General features: G+C 29.3%; 18 protein-coding genes. 15 read left to right on the forward strand and 3 right to left on the reverse strand.

Annotated elements, in window-relative coordinates; translation table 11 throughout:
* The first annotated feature begins 1 nt into the window (after position 1).
* Entirely contained in the window at positions 2 to 1,321 is a 1,320-nt protein-coding gene (gene rimO, locus ELQ16_RS01610; RefSeq protein WP_134237826.1) for a 30S ribosomal protein S12 methylthiotransferase RimO, read from the forward strand.
* Positions 1,311 to 2,282 (forward strand): tRNA lysidine(34) synthetase TilS, encoded by a 972-nt coding sequence (gene tilS / locus ELQ16_RS01615; protein ID WP_134237827.1) that lies wholly within the window; start codon positions 1,311 to 1,313, stop codon positions 2,280 to 2,282. The genes rimO and tilS overlap by 11 nt, the downstream gene beginning before the upstream one ends.
* Here tilS and ELQ16_RS01620 read toward each other — a convergent pair.
* The 3 genes from ELQ16_RS01620 to ciaI form a co-directional block, all read right to left on the reverse strand.
* Positions 2,265 to 2,978 (reverse strand): EI24 domain-containing protein, encoded by a 714-nt coding sequence (locus tag ELQ16_RS01620; RefSeq protein WP_134237970.1) that lies wholly within the window; start codon positions 2,976 to 2,978, stop codon positions 2,265 to 2,267. The genes tilS and ELQ16_RS01620 overlap by 18 nt on opposite strands.
* Positions 2,978 to 3,670 (reverse strand): dUTP diphosphatase, encoded by a 693-nt coding sequence (locus tag ELQ16_RS01625; RefSeq protein WP_134237828.1) that lies wholly within the window; start codon positions 3,668 to 3,670, stop codon positions 2,978 to 2,980. The genes ELQ16_RS01620 and ELQ16_RS01625 overlap by 1 nt, the downstream gene beginning before the upstream one ends.
* 62 nt (positions 3,671 to 3,732) lie before the next feature.
* Positions 3,733 to 4,290 carry an intracellular survival protein CiaI gene (ciaI, locus tag ELQ16_RS01630; RefSeq protein ID WP_134237829.1) on the reverse strand — a complete coding sequence of 186 codons (558 nt, stop codon included), beginning with the start codon at positions 4,288 to 4,290 and terminating at the stop codon, positions 3,733 to 3,735.
* An 81-nt stretch (positions 4,291 to 4,371) separates the two neighbouring features.
* Here ciaI and ELQ16_RS01635 point away from each other — a divergent pair, with 81 nt between their 5' ends.
* Genes ELQ16_RS01635 through ELQ16_RS01695 form a run of 13 tightly spaced genes read left to right on the forward strand, consistent with a single transcriptional unit; the run spans position 4,372 to position 17,484 of the window.
* Positions 4,372 to 4,797 carry a hypothetical protein gene (locus tag ELQ16_RS01635; protein WP_134237830.1) on the forward strand — a complete coding sequence of 142 codons (426 nt, stop codon included), beginning with the start codon at positions 4,372 to 4,374 and terminating at the stop codon, positions 4,795 to 4,797.
* A 38-nt stretch (positions 4,798 to 4,835) separates the two neighbouring features.
* Positions 4,836 to 5,618: an ABC transporter permease gene (locus ELQ16_RS01640; protein ID WP_134237831.1), complete on the forward strand. Its 783-nt coding sequence runs from the start codon at positions 4,836 to 4,838 to the stop codon at positions 5,616 to 5,618.
* On the forward strand, positions 5,615 to 6,280 hold the full coding sequence (locus ELQ16_RS01645; RefSeq protein WP_134237832.1) for an ABC transporter ATP-binding protein: 666 nt from the start codon (positions 5,615 to 5,617) through the stop codon (positions 6,278 to 6,280). Before ELQ16_RS01640 ends, ELQ16_RS01645 begins: the two co-directional genes overlap by 4 nt.
* A complete protein-coding gene (locus ELQ16_RS01650; RefSeq protein WP_134237833.1) occupies positions 6,277 to 7,377 on the forward strand; it encodes a capsule biosynthesis protein in 1,101 nt (366 codons plus the stop codon). The genes ELQ16_RS01645 and ELQ16_RS01650 overlap by 4 nt, the downstream gene beginning before the upstream one ends.
* Positions 7,377 to 9,044 carry a polysaccharide biosynthesis/export family protein gene (locus ELQ16_RS01655; RefSeq protein ID WP_134237834.1) on the forward strand — a complete coding sequence of 556 codons (1,668 nt, stop codon included), beginning with the start codon at positions 7,377 to 7,379 and terminating at the stop codon, positions 9,042 to 9,044. The genes ELQ16_RS01650 and ELQ16_RS01655 overlap by 1 nt, the downstream gene beginning before the upstream one ends.
* Positions 9,045 to 9,069: 25 nt before the next feature.
* Positions 9,070 to 10,017, forward strand: a complete 948-nt coding sequence (locus ELQ16_RS01660) for an SIS domain-containing protein (protein ID WP_134237971.1) — start codon at positions 9,070 to 9,072, stop codon at positions 10,015 to 10,017.
* 17 nt (positions 10,018 to 10,034) lie between these two features.
* The gene (rfbA, locus tag ELQ16_RS01665) at positions 10,035 to 10,922 is read left to right on the forward strand and encodes a glucose-1-phosphate thymidylyltransferase RfbA (RefSeq protein WP_134237835.1); all 888 of its coding nucleotides are present in this window, start codon (positions 10,035 to 10,037) and stop codon (positions 10,920 to 10,922) included.
* 4 nt (positions 10,923 to 10,926) lie between these two features.
* Positions 10,927 to 11,505, forward strand: a complete 579-nt coding sequence (gene rfbC, locus ELQ16_RS01670) for a dTDP-4-dehydrorhamnose 3,5-epimerase (protein ID WP_243832565.1) — start codon at positions 10,927 to 10,929, stop codon at positions 11,503 to 11,505.
* Positions 11,498 to 12,376 carry a dTDP-4-dehydrorhamnose reductase gene (gene rfbD / locus ELQ16_RS01675; RefSeq protein ID WP_134237836.1) on the forward strand — a complete coding sequence of 293 codons (879 nt, stop codon included), beginning with the start codon at positions 11,498 to 11,500 and terminating at the stop codon, positions 12,374 to 12,376. Before rfbC ends, rfbD begins: the two co-directional genes overlap by 8 nt.
* Positions 12,373 to 13,380 (forward strand): dTDP-glucose 4,6-dehydratase, encoded by a 1,008-nt coding sequence (gene rfbB / locus ELQ16_RS01680; protein WP_134237837.1) that lies wholly within the window; start codon positions 12,373 to 12,375, stop codon positions 13,378 to 13,380. Before rfbD ends, rfbB begins: the two co-directional genes overlap by 4 nt.
* Positions 13,373 to 14,299 (forward strand): glycosyltransferase family 2 protein, encoded by a 927-nt coding sequence (locus ELQ16_RS01685; protein ID WP_134237838.1) that lies wholly within the window; start codon positions 13,373 to 13,375, stop codon positions 14,297 to 14,299. Before rfbB ends, ELQ16_RS01685 begins: the two co-directional genes overlap by 8 nt.
* Positions 14,300 to 14,344: 45 nt before the next feature.
* Positions 14,345 to 16,276 (forward strand): HAD-IA family hydrolase, encoded by a 1,932-nt coding sequence (locus ELQ16_RS01690; RefSeq protein WP_134237839.1) that lies wholly within the window; start codon positions 14,345 to 14,347, stop codon positions 16,274 to 16,276.
* Positions 16,273 to 17,484 (forward strand): glycosyltransferase family 4 protein, encoded by a 1,212-nt coding sequence (locus tag ELQ16_RS01695; RefSeq protein ID WP_134237840.1) that lies wholly within the window; start codon positions 16,273 to 16,275, stop codon positions 17,482 to 17,484. Before ELQ16_RS01690 ends, ELQ16_RS01695 begins: the two co-directional genes overlap by 4 nt.
* Positions 17,485 to 17,489 lie beyond the last annotated feature (5 nt).

Genomic DNA, 17,489 nt, shown 5'->3' on the forward strand with positions numbered 1-17,489 from the left:
AATGTCAAAACTTTATCTGATGTCTTTAGGTTGTAATAAAAATTTAGTCGATAGTGAAATCATGCTTGGGCGTTTGCAGCATTTCACCCTAGTTGATGATCCAAGCCTTGCTGATGTTTTGATTGTCAATACTTGCGGTTTTATCGATAGTGCAAAAAAAGAAAGTATAAATGCTATTTTAAATTTACACGAACAAAGAAAAAAAGATTCTCTTTTAGTCGTTACTGGCTGTTTGATGCAAAGATATCGCGAGGAGCTTATGAAGGAACTTCCCGAAGTTGATCTTTTTACCGGCGTGGGAGATTATGAAAGAATCGATGAAATGATACTTAAAAAGATGAATTTATTTTCAAATTCTACCTATTTACAAGGTGAGAATAGCGATAGAATAATCACAGGAAGCAATTCTCACGCTTTTATAAAAATCGCTGAAGGATGCAATCAAAAATGCTCATTTTGTGCAATTCCAAGCTTTAAGGGTAAGTTAAAATCGCGTGAAATCTCAAGCATTATAAACGAGCTTGAAAGCCTAGTAGCCAAAGGTTATAAAGACTTTTCATTTATTGCACAAGATACGAGTTCTTATTTGTTTGATAAGGGCGAGAAAGATGGACTAATTAAACTCATTGATGCAGTAGAAAAAGTAAAAGGCATAAAAGCGGCAAGAATTTTATATCTTTATCCTACAAGTGCGAGTGAAGCGTTAATCAAACGCATTATAAATTCCAACATTTTTGTAAATTATTTTGATATGCCACTTCAACACATCAGCGATAAAATGCTAAAAATTATGAAGCGTGGAGCAAATAGTACAAGGCTTAAAGAAATGCTGACTTTAATGAAAAGTGCGCCAAATAGCTTTTTACGCACTGGTTTTATCGTAGGACACCCAGGGGAAAGTAACGCAGATTTTGATGAGCTTTGCGAATTTATAAAAGAATTTGGTTTTGATAGAGTGAGTATTTTTGCATATTCTAAAGAAGAAGATACTGCCGCTTTTGATATGGAACAAGTGCCATTTAAAACTATCAATAAAAGACTAAAAATCATCGAAAAAGTCGTAGATGAGGTAATAGAAAAAAGCTTTGAAAAAGAAGTGGGTAAAAAGCGTTTGGTGGTTTGTACCGGAGAAAGTAGTGAAGGTGAGTTTTTCATCGCAGCTAAAGATTTAAGATGGGATAGAGAAATTGATGGGGAAATTCTCATCAATGAAAGCGATTGCGGTGATTTGGAAATGGGGCAAATTTATGAATGCGAAATCACACAAAATGTAGATAAAAAGCTAATCGCTAAGGCTTTAAGAAAAATTGATGAAAATTAAAGATGAGATTTTATCTCTACTAAAAAAGGGTAAAAATTTACTTGCTTTTTCTTATGGGAGTGATTCTAGTGCGCTTTTTCATCTTTTAGTGCAAGAAAAAATTAATTTTGATCTTGTGATGATAAATTATAAAACGAGAAAAAATAGCGTTTTAGAAGAAAAAAGCGCAAAAGAGCTTGCTTTGAAATTTAATAAAAAGATTTTTATCGCCCACGCGCCTAAATTTGAAAATAATTTTGAAAAACAAGCAAGAGATTTTCGCTATGAATTTTTTGAAAAAATTTGTCTTGAAAAAAATTACGAAAATCTCATTTTAGCACACCATTTAAACGATGTCTTTGAGTGGTTTTTAATGCAACTTTCGCGTGGGGCTGGTTTGGCTGAAATTCTAGGAATGAATGAATTTGAAAAAAGAAAAAATTACAATATCATCCGCCCTTTGCTCGGTATTAGCAAAGATGAAATAAAAACTTTTTTAAAACAAAATGAAATTTTTTATTTTAATGATGAAAGCAATGAAGATGAAAAATATTTTAGAAATTATATAAGAAAGCATTTTTCTAATGATTTTGTAAGCAAATTTAGCGAAGGTTTAAAAAGAAGTTTTGTGTATCTAAACGAAGATAAAAATAAGCTTTTCAAAAATGAAATTAAAGAATTTAAAGGGATTTTAATCTGCGCTAAAGATGAAAGCTTAATTGCAAAGGCTTTAAAAATGCAAGGCATTGTGCCAAGTGCCAAACAAAGAAAAGAAATGCTAAAAAACGATTGTGTGATAAGTTCTAAAATCGCAGTGGTTTATAAAGATGAAAAAGCCTTTGTTTTCAAATATGAAAATTGCGAAAAATTGCCAAAAATTTTCAAAGAAGAATGCCGCTTGGCAAAAATGCCAAAATTTTTAAGAGCTTATTTTTATAATCATGGCATTTTACCTAATGAATTTTTAAGCTTTTGGGCTTAAATTTAAGATTCTTTGATAGCTTAAATGTGTAAGAAAAATCACAAAAAATACAGGTAGAAAAAGACCCAAAAACGGCACTGAAGCAATAAGATAAAAACAAAGTGTGGAGAATTTAAATTCAAAAGGTGAGTTTTTGGCCCAGAAATTTTTGTATTCATCCTTTGAAAAAGCGCAACTTGCAACATCTAAAAGTAATAATTGATGGAAGAGATAATAAAATACAAAATAAAAAATAAAAAGATTAATAAAAGGCAAAAAGAGTAAAAGCAAAGCAAGAAGCAAAAAAGCGATGAATTTGACAAAAATTTTAAGCAAATCTTTCATCACTAAAAAATTTGAAACTTCATTTTCAATTATATGCCCATAATGTTTAGCGTTGATTTCTTTGACTATAAAAGGCGTTAAGAAAGATACGATAAAAATGGCAAAAAATACCGAAGCAAATACTGTAACAAAACCTGCCAGTAAAAAACTTAAGGCATGGATGATAAATTGCACGATGCTTAAAGCATAAAACCAAGCCAAAAAAGAGTCAGGTTTTACACTAAAAAATGTATTAAAATAATCAAGCAGAATTGAAAAGGCAAAATAACTCAAAACAGTGAAAATGACAAGGCTAACCAGCAACGGTAAAAGTGAGAATTTTAAAAATCTTGTGCTCAATAAATCTCTCAAAGATAGCATTAAAATTTGTATCATTTAACGCCCTTATAAGCAAGTTCAAGTTTTTCATAAATAAGGTCAAATTTAAGTTCGTTTTCTAAAATTTGATTTAAAATTTCATTGTCTTCAACTCCATTCCAAATTTTTTTATAAGTACCTTCTTTGTAGCCGTGATCTTGACGGAATTTATTTAAAACATTTTTTCCTATATAAATTTTATAAAGCTGATGCAAATTCAAACCACATTTCATCGCTAAAATAAAATACGCTGATAAAAGCTCGCCTAAATCAAATCCAAAACCGCTGCATTTATGGATGATAAGCTCAATGTCATTTAAAATCCCATAAGTATCACTTTCGCTTGGCTTGCTTTTTTCTTTGCAAAAGTCGTTAAAAAGGCTGACTGAGGCAAGATCTTGTGCGATTAAATTTTTGTCTGTGATGTGTTTTGCCTTGTATTCTTCAAGTAAGAGACTTAAGATAAAATGCCAAATATCGACAATTTCTATACAAACATTATCCCAATTTGTCGGTGCACTGATATTTTTCCAATGTTTCCAAGCAAAAGAGTCGATGAGTTCTGCGCATTCCATATAAATGCAACGACGAAAACTGATCAATTTACCTTCTTTAGTATAGCCATCTTCCCAGCCCACGCCATTGGTTTCATCATTTAATTTTTGCTGAAGAGTAAGCATGTTTTCTAGAATTTGAATATTTGTCATTTTTTAGCCTTTGAAGTCTTTTATCAAAAATTATACTTAAAGAGTTATAAAAACTCTTTAAATTAGGCATAAAGATTTAAGGAATTTGAATTTTTATCCTCGTTTTGTTGCTCCATTTGTTTTTCAAGCTGTTTTTTCATTTGCTCTAAAATTTCTTCGATCAATTTTTTGCTATCTTCTAGCATAGAGGTATTTGCGTTTGTATCAGGACTTTGGTTTTCTTTAATGAGATTATTAAGTTTATTGGTGAAGTTATTCATAATGGCATTTTTATGATTTTCATCTTTTGGAGTTGGTAAAACATCTGCCATTTGCATTGCTGAAGTGATAAGTTCTTTAGGGTTTAATTCCCCAACCTTAGAATTTGCAAGGAATTCTTGCATCAAAGGCTTGATCTCTTCCATAGCGTTTTTAATTTCATCAAGTTCATTTTGCGTAAGTTTAGAACCTTCAAAGCTAAAGCTAAAACCGTATTGTCTTTTTAAATTTAGGGTTTTGCCTTCTTCGTTGTTATTATAATTAATACTTTGATTATCATACATTGCAAGGCTTAGATGCTTGCCACTTTTTGTGGTATAGTCCATTGAAAAATTTTGATTTTTACTGATATCAACTTGCATAAAAACTCCTTGAAATTTATCATTTTTTGCAAATCGACATTTTTTTATTTTTCTTAAATTTATAAGAGTATAATTTTATCTATGGACGAAAGAATTAAAAAATTTATCGCCTCTTGTAAGCTTTTAAGCTGGGCTATGAGAGATGAAAAAGGTGTTTATATCGCTAATGCTTTTTATGCTTTTGATGAAAGAAATTTGGCTTTAATTATCGCTTCACATGAAGATACAAAGCATATAAAACTGGCTTTTAAAGAGTCAAAAGTTGCGGTAAATATCGCCAAAGAAAGTACAATAGCTTTTTTGCAAGGCGTGCAAATCAAAGCAAATTTTTGTAAAGCCAATGAAATGCAAATTCAAATTTATTATAAAAAATTTCCTTTTGCAAAGCTTTTGGGTGGCACGATATTTGCTTTAGAAATTGAATATGTAAAATTCACAGATAATAGCCTAATGCTTACAAAAAAACTTGAATTTTACCAAGATTTTGTTAAAAAAAATGAGTTATGATTTTAGTTTTAATTCAAACTATAAATTATGGAAGTTGAATGTTTAATGTAATTTATGCACTTTTTTTTAGAGAGCTAAAAACTAGATTTGGCAATAATAGACATTTGGGATATTTTTGGGTTGTGGGCGAGCCTATGAGTGTTGTATTGACAATCACAGCTATCGTAACCGTAATAAGAGAATATCATCATCAAGTGATGCCACAAGGAATTTCTATTTTTATGTTTTTGGTTGTGGGAATTGTGCCTTATTTTATGTTTAGAAGTATTGTTACTCAGCTTATGAATGGCATTGGTGCAAATTTATCTTTATTTGCTTATAAACCTGTAAAGCCTATACATGTATTTATTTCTAGAACTTGTTTGGAATTTTGTATTTATTTTGTGATTTTTGTTTGTGTGTTGTTTTTAGCAGGTTGGTTTTTTAAGATCGATGTTTTTCCAAGACATTTTTTAGATGTGATGTTTTCTTTGTTTTTGCTTATTTGTTCAGGCTTTGTTTTGGGTATGAGTTTTGCAATGATAGCTTTTTTTTTCGAGCCTTTAAAAACGCTTTTGAATTATTTTAGTATAGTGTTTTATTGGGGTTCTGGGGTGATTTTCCCCACTTGGCTTATGCCAAGACCCTTGCTTGATGTGTTTTATTATAATCCCTTGCTTCATGTTATGGAGCTATTAAGATATAATTTTTTTGATAATTATCCCTTGCAAGATGAATATAGCTATATTTATCCTATGTATTGCATTACTATATTGCTTTTTATATCTTTAGTGGCGTATTATCACAATAGACAAGCATTAACGGCGGCTAGAAAATCATGATTAAAATTTTAAATTTAAGTAAATCTTATCCGCTATTTAATGGTTCTAGGCATTATGTTTTTAAGGATTTTACTTTTGAATTTCCTGAAAATTGTAGTATTGGCTTAATGGGCGGCAATGGTGCAGGAAAATCAACTCTTATGAAACTTTTAAGCGGTGCTGAACTTCCTGATAAAGGAAAAATTATTACCAACAAAAAACTCTCTTGGCCTTTGGGTTTAAGCGGAGCTTTTCAAGGTTCTTTGAGTGCTAGAGACAATGTAAAATTTGTAGCTAGGGTTTATGGTTATAAGGGCGAGGCTATTAAGGAGAAAGTGGAATTTGTGCAAGATTTTGCTGAGCTTGGTAAATTTTTTGATGAACCTATGAAAAATTATTCTTCAGGAATGAGTGCTAGGATAGCTTTTGGTTTAAGTATGGCTTTTGATTTTGATTATTATCTAATTGATGAAGCAGGAGCAGTCGGCGATCCAAAATTTAGGGCAAAAAGTGTTAAACTTTATAAAGAGAGATTAAGTCGCTCAAAAGTGATTATGGTTTCGCACAATGTGGCTGAAATTAAAGAATGGTGTGATAAAATTATTTTTATGAAAGATGGAAAAGCAACGGTATATGATGATGTCGATGAGGGTATAGCCGTATATCAAGGAAAGAGTAAATGAAAAATAAGTTAAAGAAACTAAACGCATTGCTTTCATTTAAAACAGTTTGGTATGTTATGATTTTAGTGTGTTTGTATTATTTATTTATTGCTGCAGATCGCTATGTAACCACACTTAGCTTGGGTGTAAGATCAACCAGTGGGAATAATCTTCAAACCAGCGGACTCATTTCTTTGCTTTCTAGTACTTCAAGCACTAATGAAGATATTAAATATCTTCAAGCTTATATTGGCTCGATTGATATGTTAAAAATTTTAGATAAAAAAATCAAATTACGACAACTTTACCAAGAACAAAAAATCGATCTTCCTTTTAGAATTTATGACTCTAGTTCTTTGGAAAGTTTTTTAAAATATTATCAAAGCAGGGTTAAAATCAAAGTCGATGATAAAACAGGACTTTTAATCGTTGATGTAGAGGGCTTTACTCCAGAATCTTCTTATTTAATAGCAAAAACCATTATGGAAGAAAGCGAAAAATTCATCAATGAAATTTCTCACAAAGCTGCAAGGGATCAAATGGCTTTTGCGGAAAAAGAACTCAATAATTTTAAAGAAAGATTGCAAAAAGCAAAAGCGGATTTGATTAAATTCCAAAACAAATACGGTGTTTTTGATCCGCTTAAGCAAGCTGAAGCCAAGGCGACATTGGCGACTCAAATTGAAAGCTCTATAGCACAAAAGGAAGCTGAGCTTTCTACAATGTTGAGTTATATGAATGAAAAAGCTCCACAAATCGTAGGTCTTAAAGCTGAAATTTCAGCACTTAAAAAACAACTCGAAAAGGAAAGTGCTAAAATTTCTTCTTCAAATGCCTCTAAAAAGCTTAATAATCTTGCTGCGCAGTATCAAGATTTAATGACTGAAGCTGAATTTGCACAAAATGCTTATACAACGGCTTTGCAAACCTATGAAACTACTAGGATAGAGGCAATGAGAAAGATTAAACAGCTTGTAATTGTGCAAAGTCCTACTAAGCCAGAGAGTGCAACTTATCCTAATAAATTATATAATATAGCGACTATTTTTATGATTTTAGTTTTAATTATTGCTATTGCAAGGCTTGCAAAAACCATTATAGAGGAGCATAAATATTAATGAAAAAAGTTATAATTTCACTTATATTTTTAAATCTTTTCGTTAAAGCGGTGGATATTTCACAAATTTCAGCAGTGCAAAGCCAATTATCTATGCAAGACAATAACCTTAGTGCAAATTCTATAACTTTGCCTGATCAAAATATTAGCTCTTCTTTAAAGCCTATTGCACCTGTTTTTGGCGCGCATTTATTCAATGGAAATTTCAAGCAATTTACTCAGCATGTTTATAATCCTGAGTATAAAATTACTGTTGGAGATCAAATCAGCCTTAAAATTTGGGGTGCCGTAGAATTCACTCAAATTCTTGTTGTAGATTCGCAAGGTAATATTTTCATACCGCGTGTTGGAGCTATTAAAGTGCTTGGTGTGGCAAATAAAGATTTATTATCGGTTATCCAAACAGGAGTGAGGCAAATTTATAAAAATAATGTTTTTGTTTATGCAGACTTAAATATTTATCAAAATGTCTCCGTTTTTGTAACAGGGAATGTCAATCAGCCAGGGCTTTATCAAGGACTTAGCTCAGATTCTATTATCCAATACATTGACAAAGCAGCGGGTATAAATTTAGATTATGGAAGTTTTAGAGATATTCAAATTTTAAGAGACAATAAAATCATCGAAAGTATTGATTTGTATGAATTTTTACTTCAAGGTAAAATGAACCTTTTCCCTTTTAGAATGGGCGATGTGATTTTAGTTGGCGATGTAAAAAAATATGCTTTTGCTAATGGAGATGTGCAAAGACCGTTTAGATTTGAAATTGCAGATGATGTTAAAACTTTGCAGGATTTAGCAAAAATTTCAGGTGCAAAACCTATTGTTACTAATGCTGTTGTGAGAAGTTATGGTGAAGATCATAAGTTGCATGTGAATTTTTACAGCAAAAAAGATTTTAATACAATTCTTATTAAAACCGGCGATGAGGTGGAATTTAGACCTGATTATGTAGCCGAAAAAATCAGCATTAATATAGAAGGTGAGCATAATGGCTTACATACTTTTGTAGTAAAAAAAGGTACAACTTTAAAAGATGTAGCGGAAATGATTAATCCTAATGAGCAGTCTGATTTAAATTCACTTCAAGTTTTTAGAAGAAGTGTTGCTAGAACCCAAAAAGAACTTATAGCTGCACAGCTTAAAGAACTTGAAACCTTGGCGCTTACTAGCTCTTCAGTCAATGCTGAGCAAGCTAGCATTAGAGCACAACAAGCCAAGACCATACTAGAATTTATTGAAAGGGCTAAAAAGGTTGAGCCAAAAGGGCAAATTGTTATTGATAATACTAAAGCTTATGATTCTATTGTTTTAGAAGAAGGCGATGTGATTAATGTCCCTAGCAAAAATAATCTTGTGATAGTTCAAGGCGAGGTCTCATTACCAGGAGCTTTTGTATTTATGGATAAAGAAAAAATGAGATATTATATTGATTTAGCTGGTGGATATAGTGATAGAGCAGATACTTCAAGGGTGTTATTAATAAGATCAAACGGAAAGGCAGAAAAATACAGTGCTGGATGGGGAGGCGGAAGTGCAACAATGAAACCAGGGGATTCTATCTTGGTTTTACCAAAAGTGGATAGCCAGAATTTACAAGTCTTTAGCATGCTGACTCAAATTCTTTATCAAATTGCTATTGCAACAAATGTTGTGTTGAATTTATAATGAAAACTAGGATAACGAAATGAAAATTGATGCTTTAAAAATCGCCAAAGAAGTTTTTGAAACCGAAGCAAAATCCATACAAGATTTAGCTTCAAATTTAGATGAAAATTTCAGCAAAAGTGTAGAGCTTATTTTAAATTCCAAAGGGCGCCTTGTTATTACTGGTATGGGAAAATCAGGACACATTGGTGCAAAGATAGCTGCAACTTTAGCAAGTACAGGAACGCCTAGTTTTTTTATGCATCCCGGAGAAGCTTTGCATGGAGATCTTGGAATGCTTACTCCAGAGGATGTTGTTATTGCTATTTCAAATTCAGGTGAAACTGAAGAGGTTTTAAAGATCATTCCGGCTATAAAACGCCGCCAAATCAAACTTATCGTAATGGCAGGTAATAAAAAATCTACTTTGGCCAAACAGGCTGATTATTTTTTAGACATTTTTGTGAAAAAAGAAGCTTGCCCTTTGCAACTTGCACCTATGTCTTCGACTACAGCTACTTTAGTGATGGGCGATGCTTTGGCCGCTGCTTTGATGAAAGCAAGAAATTTCAAGCCTGATGATTTTGCACTTTTTCATCCAGGTGGAAGTTTGGGTAGGAAGCTTTTAACTAAAGTTAAAGATTTGATGGTCTCCAAAAAACTTCCTATTGTTAAGCCTGAAACTTGTTTTAATGATCTTGTAGATGTTATGACTAGTGGAAAATTAGGACTTTGTATAGTGCTTGAAAATGAAAAATTAGTAGGCATTATAACAGATGGGGATTTGCGTCGTGCTTTAAAAGCGAGCGATAAACCAAGATTTGATTTTAAAGCTAAGGAAATCATGAGCAAAGATCCGAAAGTCGTTGATGCTGATGCTATGGCAAGTGAAGCAGAAGAAATCATGTTAAAGCATAAAATCAAAGAAATTGTTGTAGGTAAAGATGGAAAAGTTGTAGGTATCATCCAACTTTATGCGATAGGGAATGTTTAAAATTTAATGAGAAGTATATGAAGGGAATTATTTTAGCAGGTGGAAGTGGTACTAGATTATATCCTATTACTAGGGGGATCAGTAAGCAATTATTGCCAATATATGATAAACCAATGATCTACTATCCTTTGTCGGTTTTAATGCTCTCTGGAATTAGAGAAATTTTGATTATTTCAACTCCTAGAGATTTGCCAAGATTTAGAGAACTATTGGGAAGTGGACATGAATTAGGCATTAATTTGTTTTATAAAGAACAGCCAAATCCAGATGGTTTGGCACAAGCTTTTTTATTAGGTGAAGAATTTATAGGTGACGATAGTGTATGTTTAATACTAGGTGATAATATCTTTTATGGCCATACTTTGACACAGTTTTTGGAAAATGCAATTCAAGATGTTGTAAATAATTCCAAAGCAGTTGTATTTGGATATCATGTTAATAATCCAGAACGCTATGGTGTGGTAGAATTTGATGAACATAATAAGGCTATAAGTATTGAAGAAAAACCTAAAGTGCCAAAGAGTAGTTATGCGGTTACCGGCTTATATTTTTACCCTAACGATGTGATTAAAAAGGCTAAATTAGTTCGGCCTTCAGAAAGAGGTGAATTAGAGATTACAACATTAAATCAGTTTTATTTAAATGAAGATAGATTAAGTGTGGAACTAATGAGAAGGGGTTTTACTTGGTTAGATACAGGAACTCATGACTCTTTAATACAAGCAAGTCTTTTTGTTCAAACAATAGAAGAAAGACAATCTTTAAAAATAGCATGTTTGGAAGAAATAGCTTATAATAAGGGCTATATTAATGAGAAAGAATTGTTAGATCTTGCCAAGTCGCTAAAGAAAAACCAGTATGGTGAGTACTTAGTTAATATTATCAAAAATACGCATTTAAAATAGGGATATGATGCAGATATTGGATACAAATTTTAAAGAAGTAAAATTATTAAAAAAAAGGATTTTTTCAGATAATAGAGGATATTTTGTTGAAAATTTTCATCAGCAAAAAATTGAAGAGTTTTTGTCTAAAAAAATATCTTTTTGCCAAGAAAATGAAAGTTGTTCTAAAAAACACACTTTAAGAGGATTGCATTATCAAATGCACCCTTTTTCTCAGACAAAACTAATCAATATTATTAGTGGCGGTATTATGGATATAATTGTAGATTTACGCAGAAATAGTCCAACTTTTTTAAAACATATAAAAATTATAATGTATGCTAATGACAATTTGCAATTATTTATTCCTCGTGGGTTTGCACACGGCTTTATTGCTTTGGAAGATTTTACTAAAATTAGCTATATGGTGGATAATTTTTATAATCCGCAAAGTGAAAGAGGAATTTTATATAACGATCCCTTATTGGGAATTGATTGGGAAGTGGAAGATAAAGATATAATTCTTTCTGAAAAAGATTCTTGTTTACCTAGAATTAAAGATATTGAAGATTTTTTTGATTATAGTGTAGATTATTATGAATAATAATATAGTTGTTTTTGGTTCTAATGGGCAATTAGCTAAATCCTTGCGACTTATTTCAAATGATTATAAGAGTTATAATATATTTTTTATAAGTATAAAAGAACTAAATATACAAAATAAAGAATTACTGAGTGAGTATTTGATAAATAATAATATAAACACTATAATTAATTGTATGGCATATACGGCTGTAGATCAAGCTGAAGTTGAAAAAGAGAAAGCAGACGAAGTTAATAGTAATTTTGTTGATTTTATAGCAAAATTTAGTAAAGAAAATAATTTTAAGTTTATTCATATTTCTACGGACTATGTTTTTAATGGAAAGACAAATATTCCCTATAAAGAATACGATAAAACAAATCCTATAAATGAATATGGTAGAACAAAATTAAAGGGTGAGCAAGCTATTTTAAGTATAGCTCCAAAAAATACCATTATCATCAGAACTTCTTGGTTGTATAGTATTTATGGAGAGAATTTTGTCAAAACAATACAAAAACTTGGTATGCAAAAACAAGAGATCAATGTTATTTTTGATCAAATTGGAACACCAACTTATGCAAAAGACTTGGCGGAAGTAATTTTAAATATCTTACCAAAGATAAGTAATGATAAACCAGAAATTTATCATTATTCCAATGAGGGAGTTGCTAGTTGGTATGATTTTGCAAATGAAATAGTAGAATTATTGCAATTAGAATGTAAAATCAATCCTGTAGAAACTAAAGATTTTCCAACATTAGCATCAAGACCTAATTATTCGGTATTAAATAAACAAAAAATTAAAGAAAAATTTCATATACAAATCCCTTATTGGAGAGATAGTTTAAAAGAATGTATTAGACAAATGCAAAAGGAATTAAATCGATGAAAAATTTATTATTAACAGGAACTGCTGGTTTTATTGGTTCAAATTTTGTTCAATATTTTTTAAAAAAATATGAGGATTATAATTTAATTAATCTTGATGTATTGACATATGCTGGAAGTTTGGAAAATTTAAAAGAATGCAAAAATCATCCAAGATATAAATTTATAAAAGGAAACATTTGCAACAAAGAATTGATAGAATTAATTTTTGAAGAATATAATATTCAAGGAGTAATTCATTTTGCTGCAGAATCTCATGTGGATAACTCTATAAAAAATCCAGAAATTTTTATAAAAACTAATGTAAACGGAACTTTTAATTTGTTGCAAACAGCTTATAAGTATTGGATGAAAAAACCTTTTATTAGTAAAGAGAATTATGAAAAAAATAGATTTCACCATATTAGTACAGATGAGGTTTATGGGAGTTTAGGTAGTGAAGGATTGTTTAATGAAGAAACTCCTTATGCTCCAAATTCGCCTTATTCTGCCAGTAAAGCAAGTTCTGATATGCTTGTAAGATCATATCATGAAACATATGGTTTAAATACCATTATAACTAATTGTTCTAATAATTATGGTCCAAAACAACATGATGAAAAATTAATACCAACAATTATAAGAAATGCATTAGCAGGGAATAAAATTCCAATTTATGGAGATGGAAAAAATATCCGCGATTGGTTATATGTTTTAGATCACTGCAAGGGAATTGATCTTGCTTTTCATAATGGAAAAGCAGGTCAAACTTACAATATAGGTGGAAGAAACGAAAGGACAAATTTACAGATTGCTTATAAAATATGCGAGTTGTTAGATCAATATAAGCCAAAAAATGTTAGTTATAAGGAGCAAATTGCCTTTGTAGAGGATAGAGCAGGACATGATAGGCGTTATGCTATTGACGCTAGTAAAATAGAAAAAGAACTCGGTTGGAAGGCTGATGAAAATTTTGAAACAGGTATTATTAAAACTATAGAGTGGTATTTAAGAAAATATGAATGATACAATTGCAGTTTTGCTTGCTACATATAATGGTGAGAAATATTTAAAAGAGCAAATTGACTCGATTTTAAATCAAACTTATAAAGATATTAAGATTTATATAGGTGATGATTGCTCAAAAGATGGTACCATTGGTATTATTAGAGCTTATAAAGACTTATATCCTGATAAAATTGTATATTATCAGAATGAAGTAAATATAGGTTTTATTAAAAATTTCGAAAAACTTCTTCAAAGTTGCAGTGAAGATTATATAGCTTTTAGCGATCAAGATGATATTTGGTTATCTTCTAAATTAGAAGAGCAGATAAGAGCAATTAAAAAAGAAGAAAAAAATGATTTATCTATAATGACTCATAGTGATTTAATTATGATAGATGAAAATGAACAAATATTACACAAATCTTTTTTTAAGTTTAAAAAATATAAATTAAAACCAGAAAAAGATTTGGGACATATACTCGGACCTTGTGGAGTTATGGGTAATACTATGATGATAAATAGAGCTTTAAAAGAAAAAGTATTGCCCTTTCCAGAAAATATCGATTTTCACGATTATTATATAGCTGTTATGTGTGAACTTTTTGGAAAAAGAATAACAATTTTTACTTCTTTGGTATATTATAGGATTCATCAGAATAATACAAGCAATAATAAATTAAATCCCTTGGTTTTTAACAACATTCCATATAAAAATACTCAAAAAAATATAACTCTTAGAGCTATAAGAAAAAATAATAAAATCAAAAAAGATGATTTAATAAAAATTAATTTTTTAATTAGATATATTGAGAATAATTGTAGTTTTTTTTATTATTTTAATATAATTAGATATAAACTTCTAAAAAGAAGTTTTATTTATAATGTATTATTTTTTTTAAAAATAATACATTATAAATTAATAAAAAAAAATATATAATTTTTAAAAGAATGTTGTTTTACAATAATATTAAAAAGGAATAAGATGCTAGAACAGATAAACTCTAAAGTTATTTTCGTAGATTTTTTTGATACTTTGGTTTTTAGATCGACGTATCCTGAAAACACTAAAAAAATATGGGCAAAAGAGTTAAATTTTATAAACGAAAGACTTTATGAATTAAGAAAGGAAATAGAAAAAGAATTATGTGAAGAAAATTATAAAAAAAATGGTTCCTATGAATTTAAATATAGAGATATGTGCAGTAGGCTTTATGCTCAATTTTCATCTATAATATCTTTTGAAGATTTTTATCGTCTTGCGCAAAAAACAGAATTGCAAGTAGAAAAAAAAGTACAATATCCAAATATAGCATTAATTAAGGAGTTAAAAGAATATAAAAATAACAATGGTGCGAAAATCTATTGTATAAGTGATTTTTATTTTGATAAGAATATGATGTTGAATCTTGTTAATTTTCATTCATTGGATTTGATTTTAGATGACTTATTTGTTTCTTCTGAATTTATGCAAACGAAACACTCGGGACAATTATATCAAATAGTTTTAAAGAATATCAATGCAAAGTTATCAGATGTTGTTATGATTGGTGATAATATTTACTCTGATATTGCTATGGCAAATAAAAATAATATAAAAACTTTACATATCAATAGCAGTAAGCAATATGATTATTATGAAAAGATGAAACAAAATGAATTTCTAACATTTACACAATTTGAAAATATTTTACATGAAATTCCTGAATACAAAAAATTTATTTTTCCAGAGATATTACTTGTTTTGTATTTATTTGTTAATCAAATTTCTAATATTGTTGTAAAAAAGAATATAAGAAAGATTTTTTTTATTGCGAGAGAAGGTGAATTTTTAAAAAAAATATTTGATATTTATATTAAAAATTCTAAGTATGAAAATATAAAAAGTTGTTATCTTTGTGTATCTAGAAAATCAACTTTTATGCCATCTTTGACTGAGCTAAAAAATGAAACCTTTGAGAGATTATTTAGACAGTATAATAACATGTCTATTAAAGAATTTTTATCAAATTGTTCTTTTACAGAAAAAGATATCACTACGGTCAAAAGTTTTTTTCCAAAACTAAATTTCAATCTTAAGATAGATAATTTTAATAATAGTATCGAATTTAATACTCTAAAAAAATCTAAAAATTTTCAAGATTTGTTTAATAAAATAAACCGAGAGTGCAAAAGTAGTTTGTTGACATATTTAGATGGTATTGGTTTTTTGAATAATTCTTCATTATTAGTAGATGTTGGATGGAAAGGAACAATTCAGGATAATATAGCTTGTTTATTAAAAGATAAGCGAATTGAAGGGGCTTATTTGGGATTAGTAGATTTTGGTTCTGCGTCTGATAACAATCAGAAATTAGGGATTTTATTTAATCCGAGTAATTGTTTTAATACAAAATGTAAAAATAGTGTATTTAATGAATCTAGGTGTTTATATGAATTATTTCTCGAGGCATCTCATGGAAGTACAATTGGTTATAAAAAAAATAGTCCAATTTTTGAAGTAAATCAAGAAGAAGAACAAAATTTTAATAATTATATTCTACCTATGCAAAATGAAGCTTTGGTAGTATGGGAGAAAATATGTAAATTTTTATATCCATATTATAACCAAGAAAAATACTTATATGATATAATATCACACAAGTATTTTGAATTTATTTTAAATCCTAGCAATAAACAAATTGATTTTTTTGCATCATTAAAACATTATGAAAATTTTGGAGAATTTGGTTTTTCTATTTTTACTAATAAAAAATCAAGTGTTGTAAAAAATATTCTTAATTTTTTAAAATATCGAAAAAAATATTTAAGTAGTGCTTGGTGGAAAGCTGCAAAGTTAAAACAAGATAATTTAAATTTTATATTGTACATTTATCGCTGTTATAGAAAATATCATTTCAAAAAAGGAAATAAATGAAGATAGCTTTTTTAATAGGTAGTCCCAATATTAGTGGTGGAAGTTTTGTAATATTTGAGCATGCTTTATTTTTAATGAGAAATAATCACACAGTTGTTATGATTACAACCGATGCATTGAGTTATGACATGAAAGAACTAAATTGGCATAATGATGCAAAAAATCTTTCATGGAGGACTTATCAGCAAATTGGTAATATTTCTTTTGATATTGCAATAGCAACTTGGTGGAGAACTTTTTATGAATTACATAGAATTCAGTCAAAAAAATATGTTTATTTTGTGCAATCTATAGAATCAAGATTTTATAATCATACAGAGAAACCATTGAGAAAGCTTGTTGATTCTACATACATTTTAGATATACCCATTATTACAGAAGCAACATGGATTAAGAAGTTCCTTTATGATAATTATAATAGGCATTCTTTTTTAGTGAAGAATGGTATAAGAAAAGATCTTTTTCGTCATGAAGGTGAATTTTGCCAAAAGAGAAATGCAAACGATTTAAGGATTTTGGTGGAAGGTCCTATTGATGTGGATTTTAAAAATGTAATGAAAACTATAAAATTATGTAAAAAATCACAAGCAGATGAAATATGGCTTTTGACATCATCTAATGTTGAAAAAGTGCATGGTGTAGATAAGGTTTTTTCTCGTGTTTCTATTGAACAAACACCATATATTTACCGATCTTGCGATGTTATTGTAAAATTAAGTTATGTTGAGGGGATGTTTGGTCCGCCATTGGAGATGTTTCATTGTGGTGGAACTGCTATTGTTTATAATGTTTCCGGTTACGATGAATATATAAAAAATGGTGTTAATGGCTTAGTTGTTGATACTGATAATGAAGATAAAGTGATAGAATTTATTAATGAGTTAAAAAATAATACAACAAGAAGAGATGAATTAAAAAAAGAAGCTATTAAGACAGCAGAACAATGGAAAGATTGGAGTGATAGCTCAAAAGAATTTGAAGAAGCTTTGGTTGTTATAGATAAAGAAAATTATAGTAGTGCAGATTTATTGAAAATAAATTCTAAATTTTTGTTTGATTGGTATGTTATTGCAGAGAACTATAAAAATCAACTAAAAAATAAAAAAGCTAATTCTCATTTGAAAAGAGTTATTTGTTGGCATAAAAAAAGATTTCCAAAAATCTATGATTTTATAATAAAAAAGAGAAATAATTACAAATACAGTTAAATTCG

Origin of the sequence: Campylobacter sp. US33a (genome assembly GCF_004378855.1) — a bacterium.
In the GTDB taxonomy this organism is placed as follows: Bacteria; Campylobacterota; Campylobacteria; order Campylobacterales; family Campylobacteraceae; genus Campylobacter_D.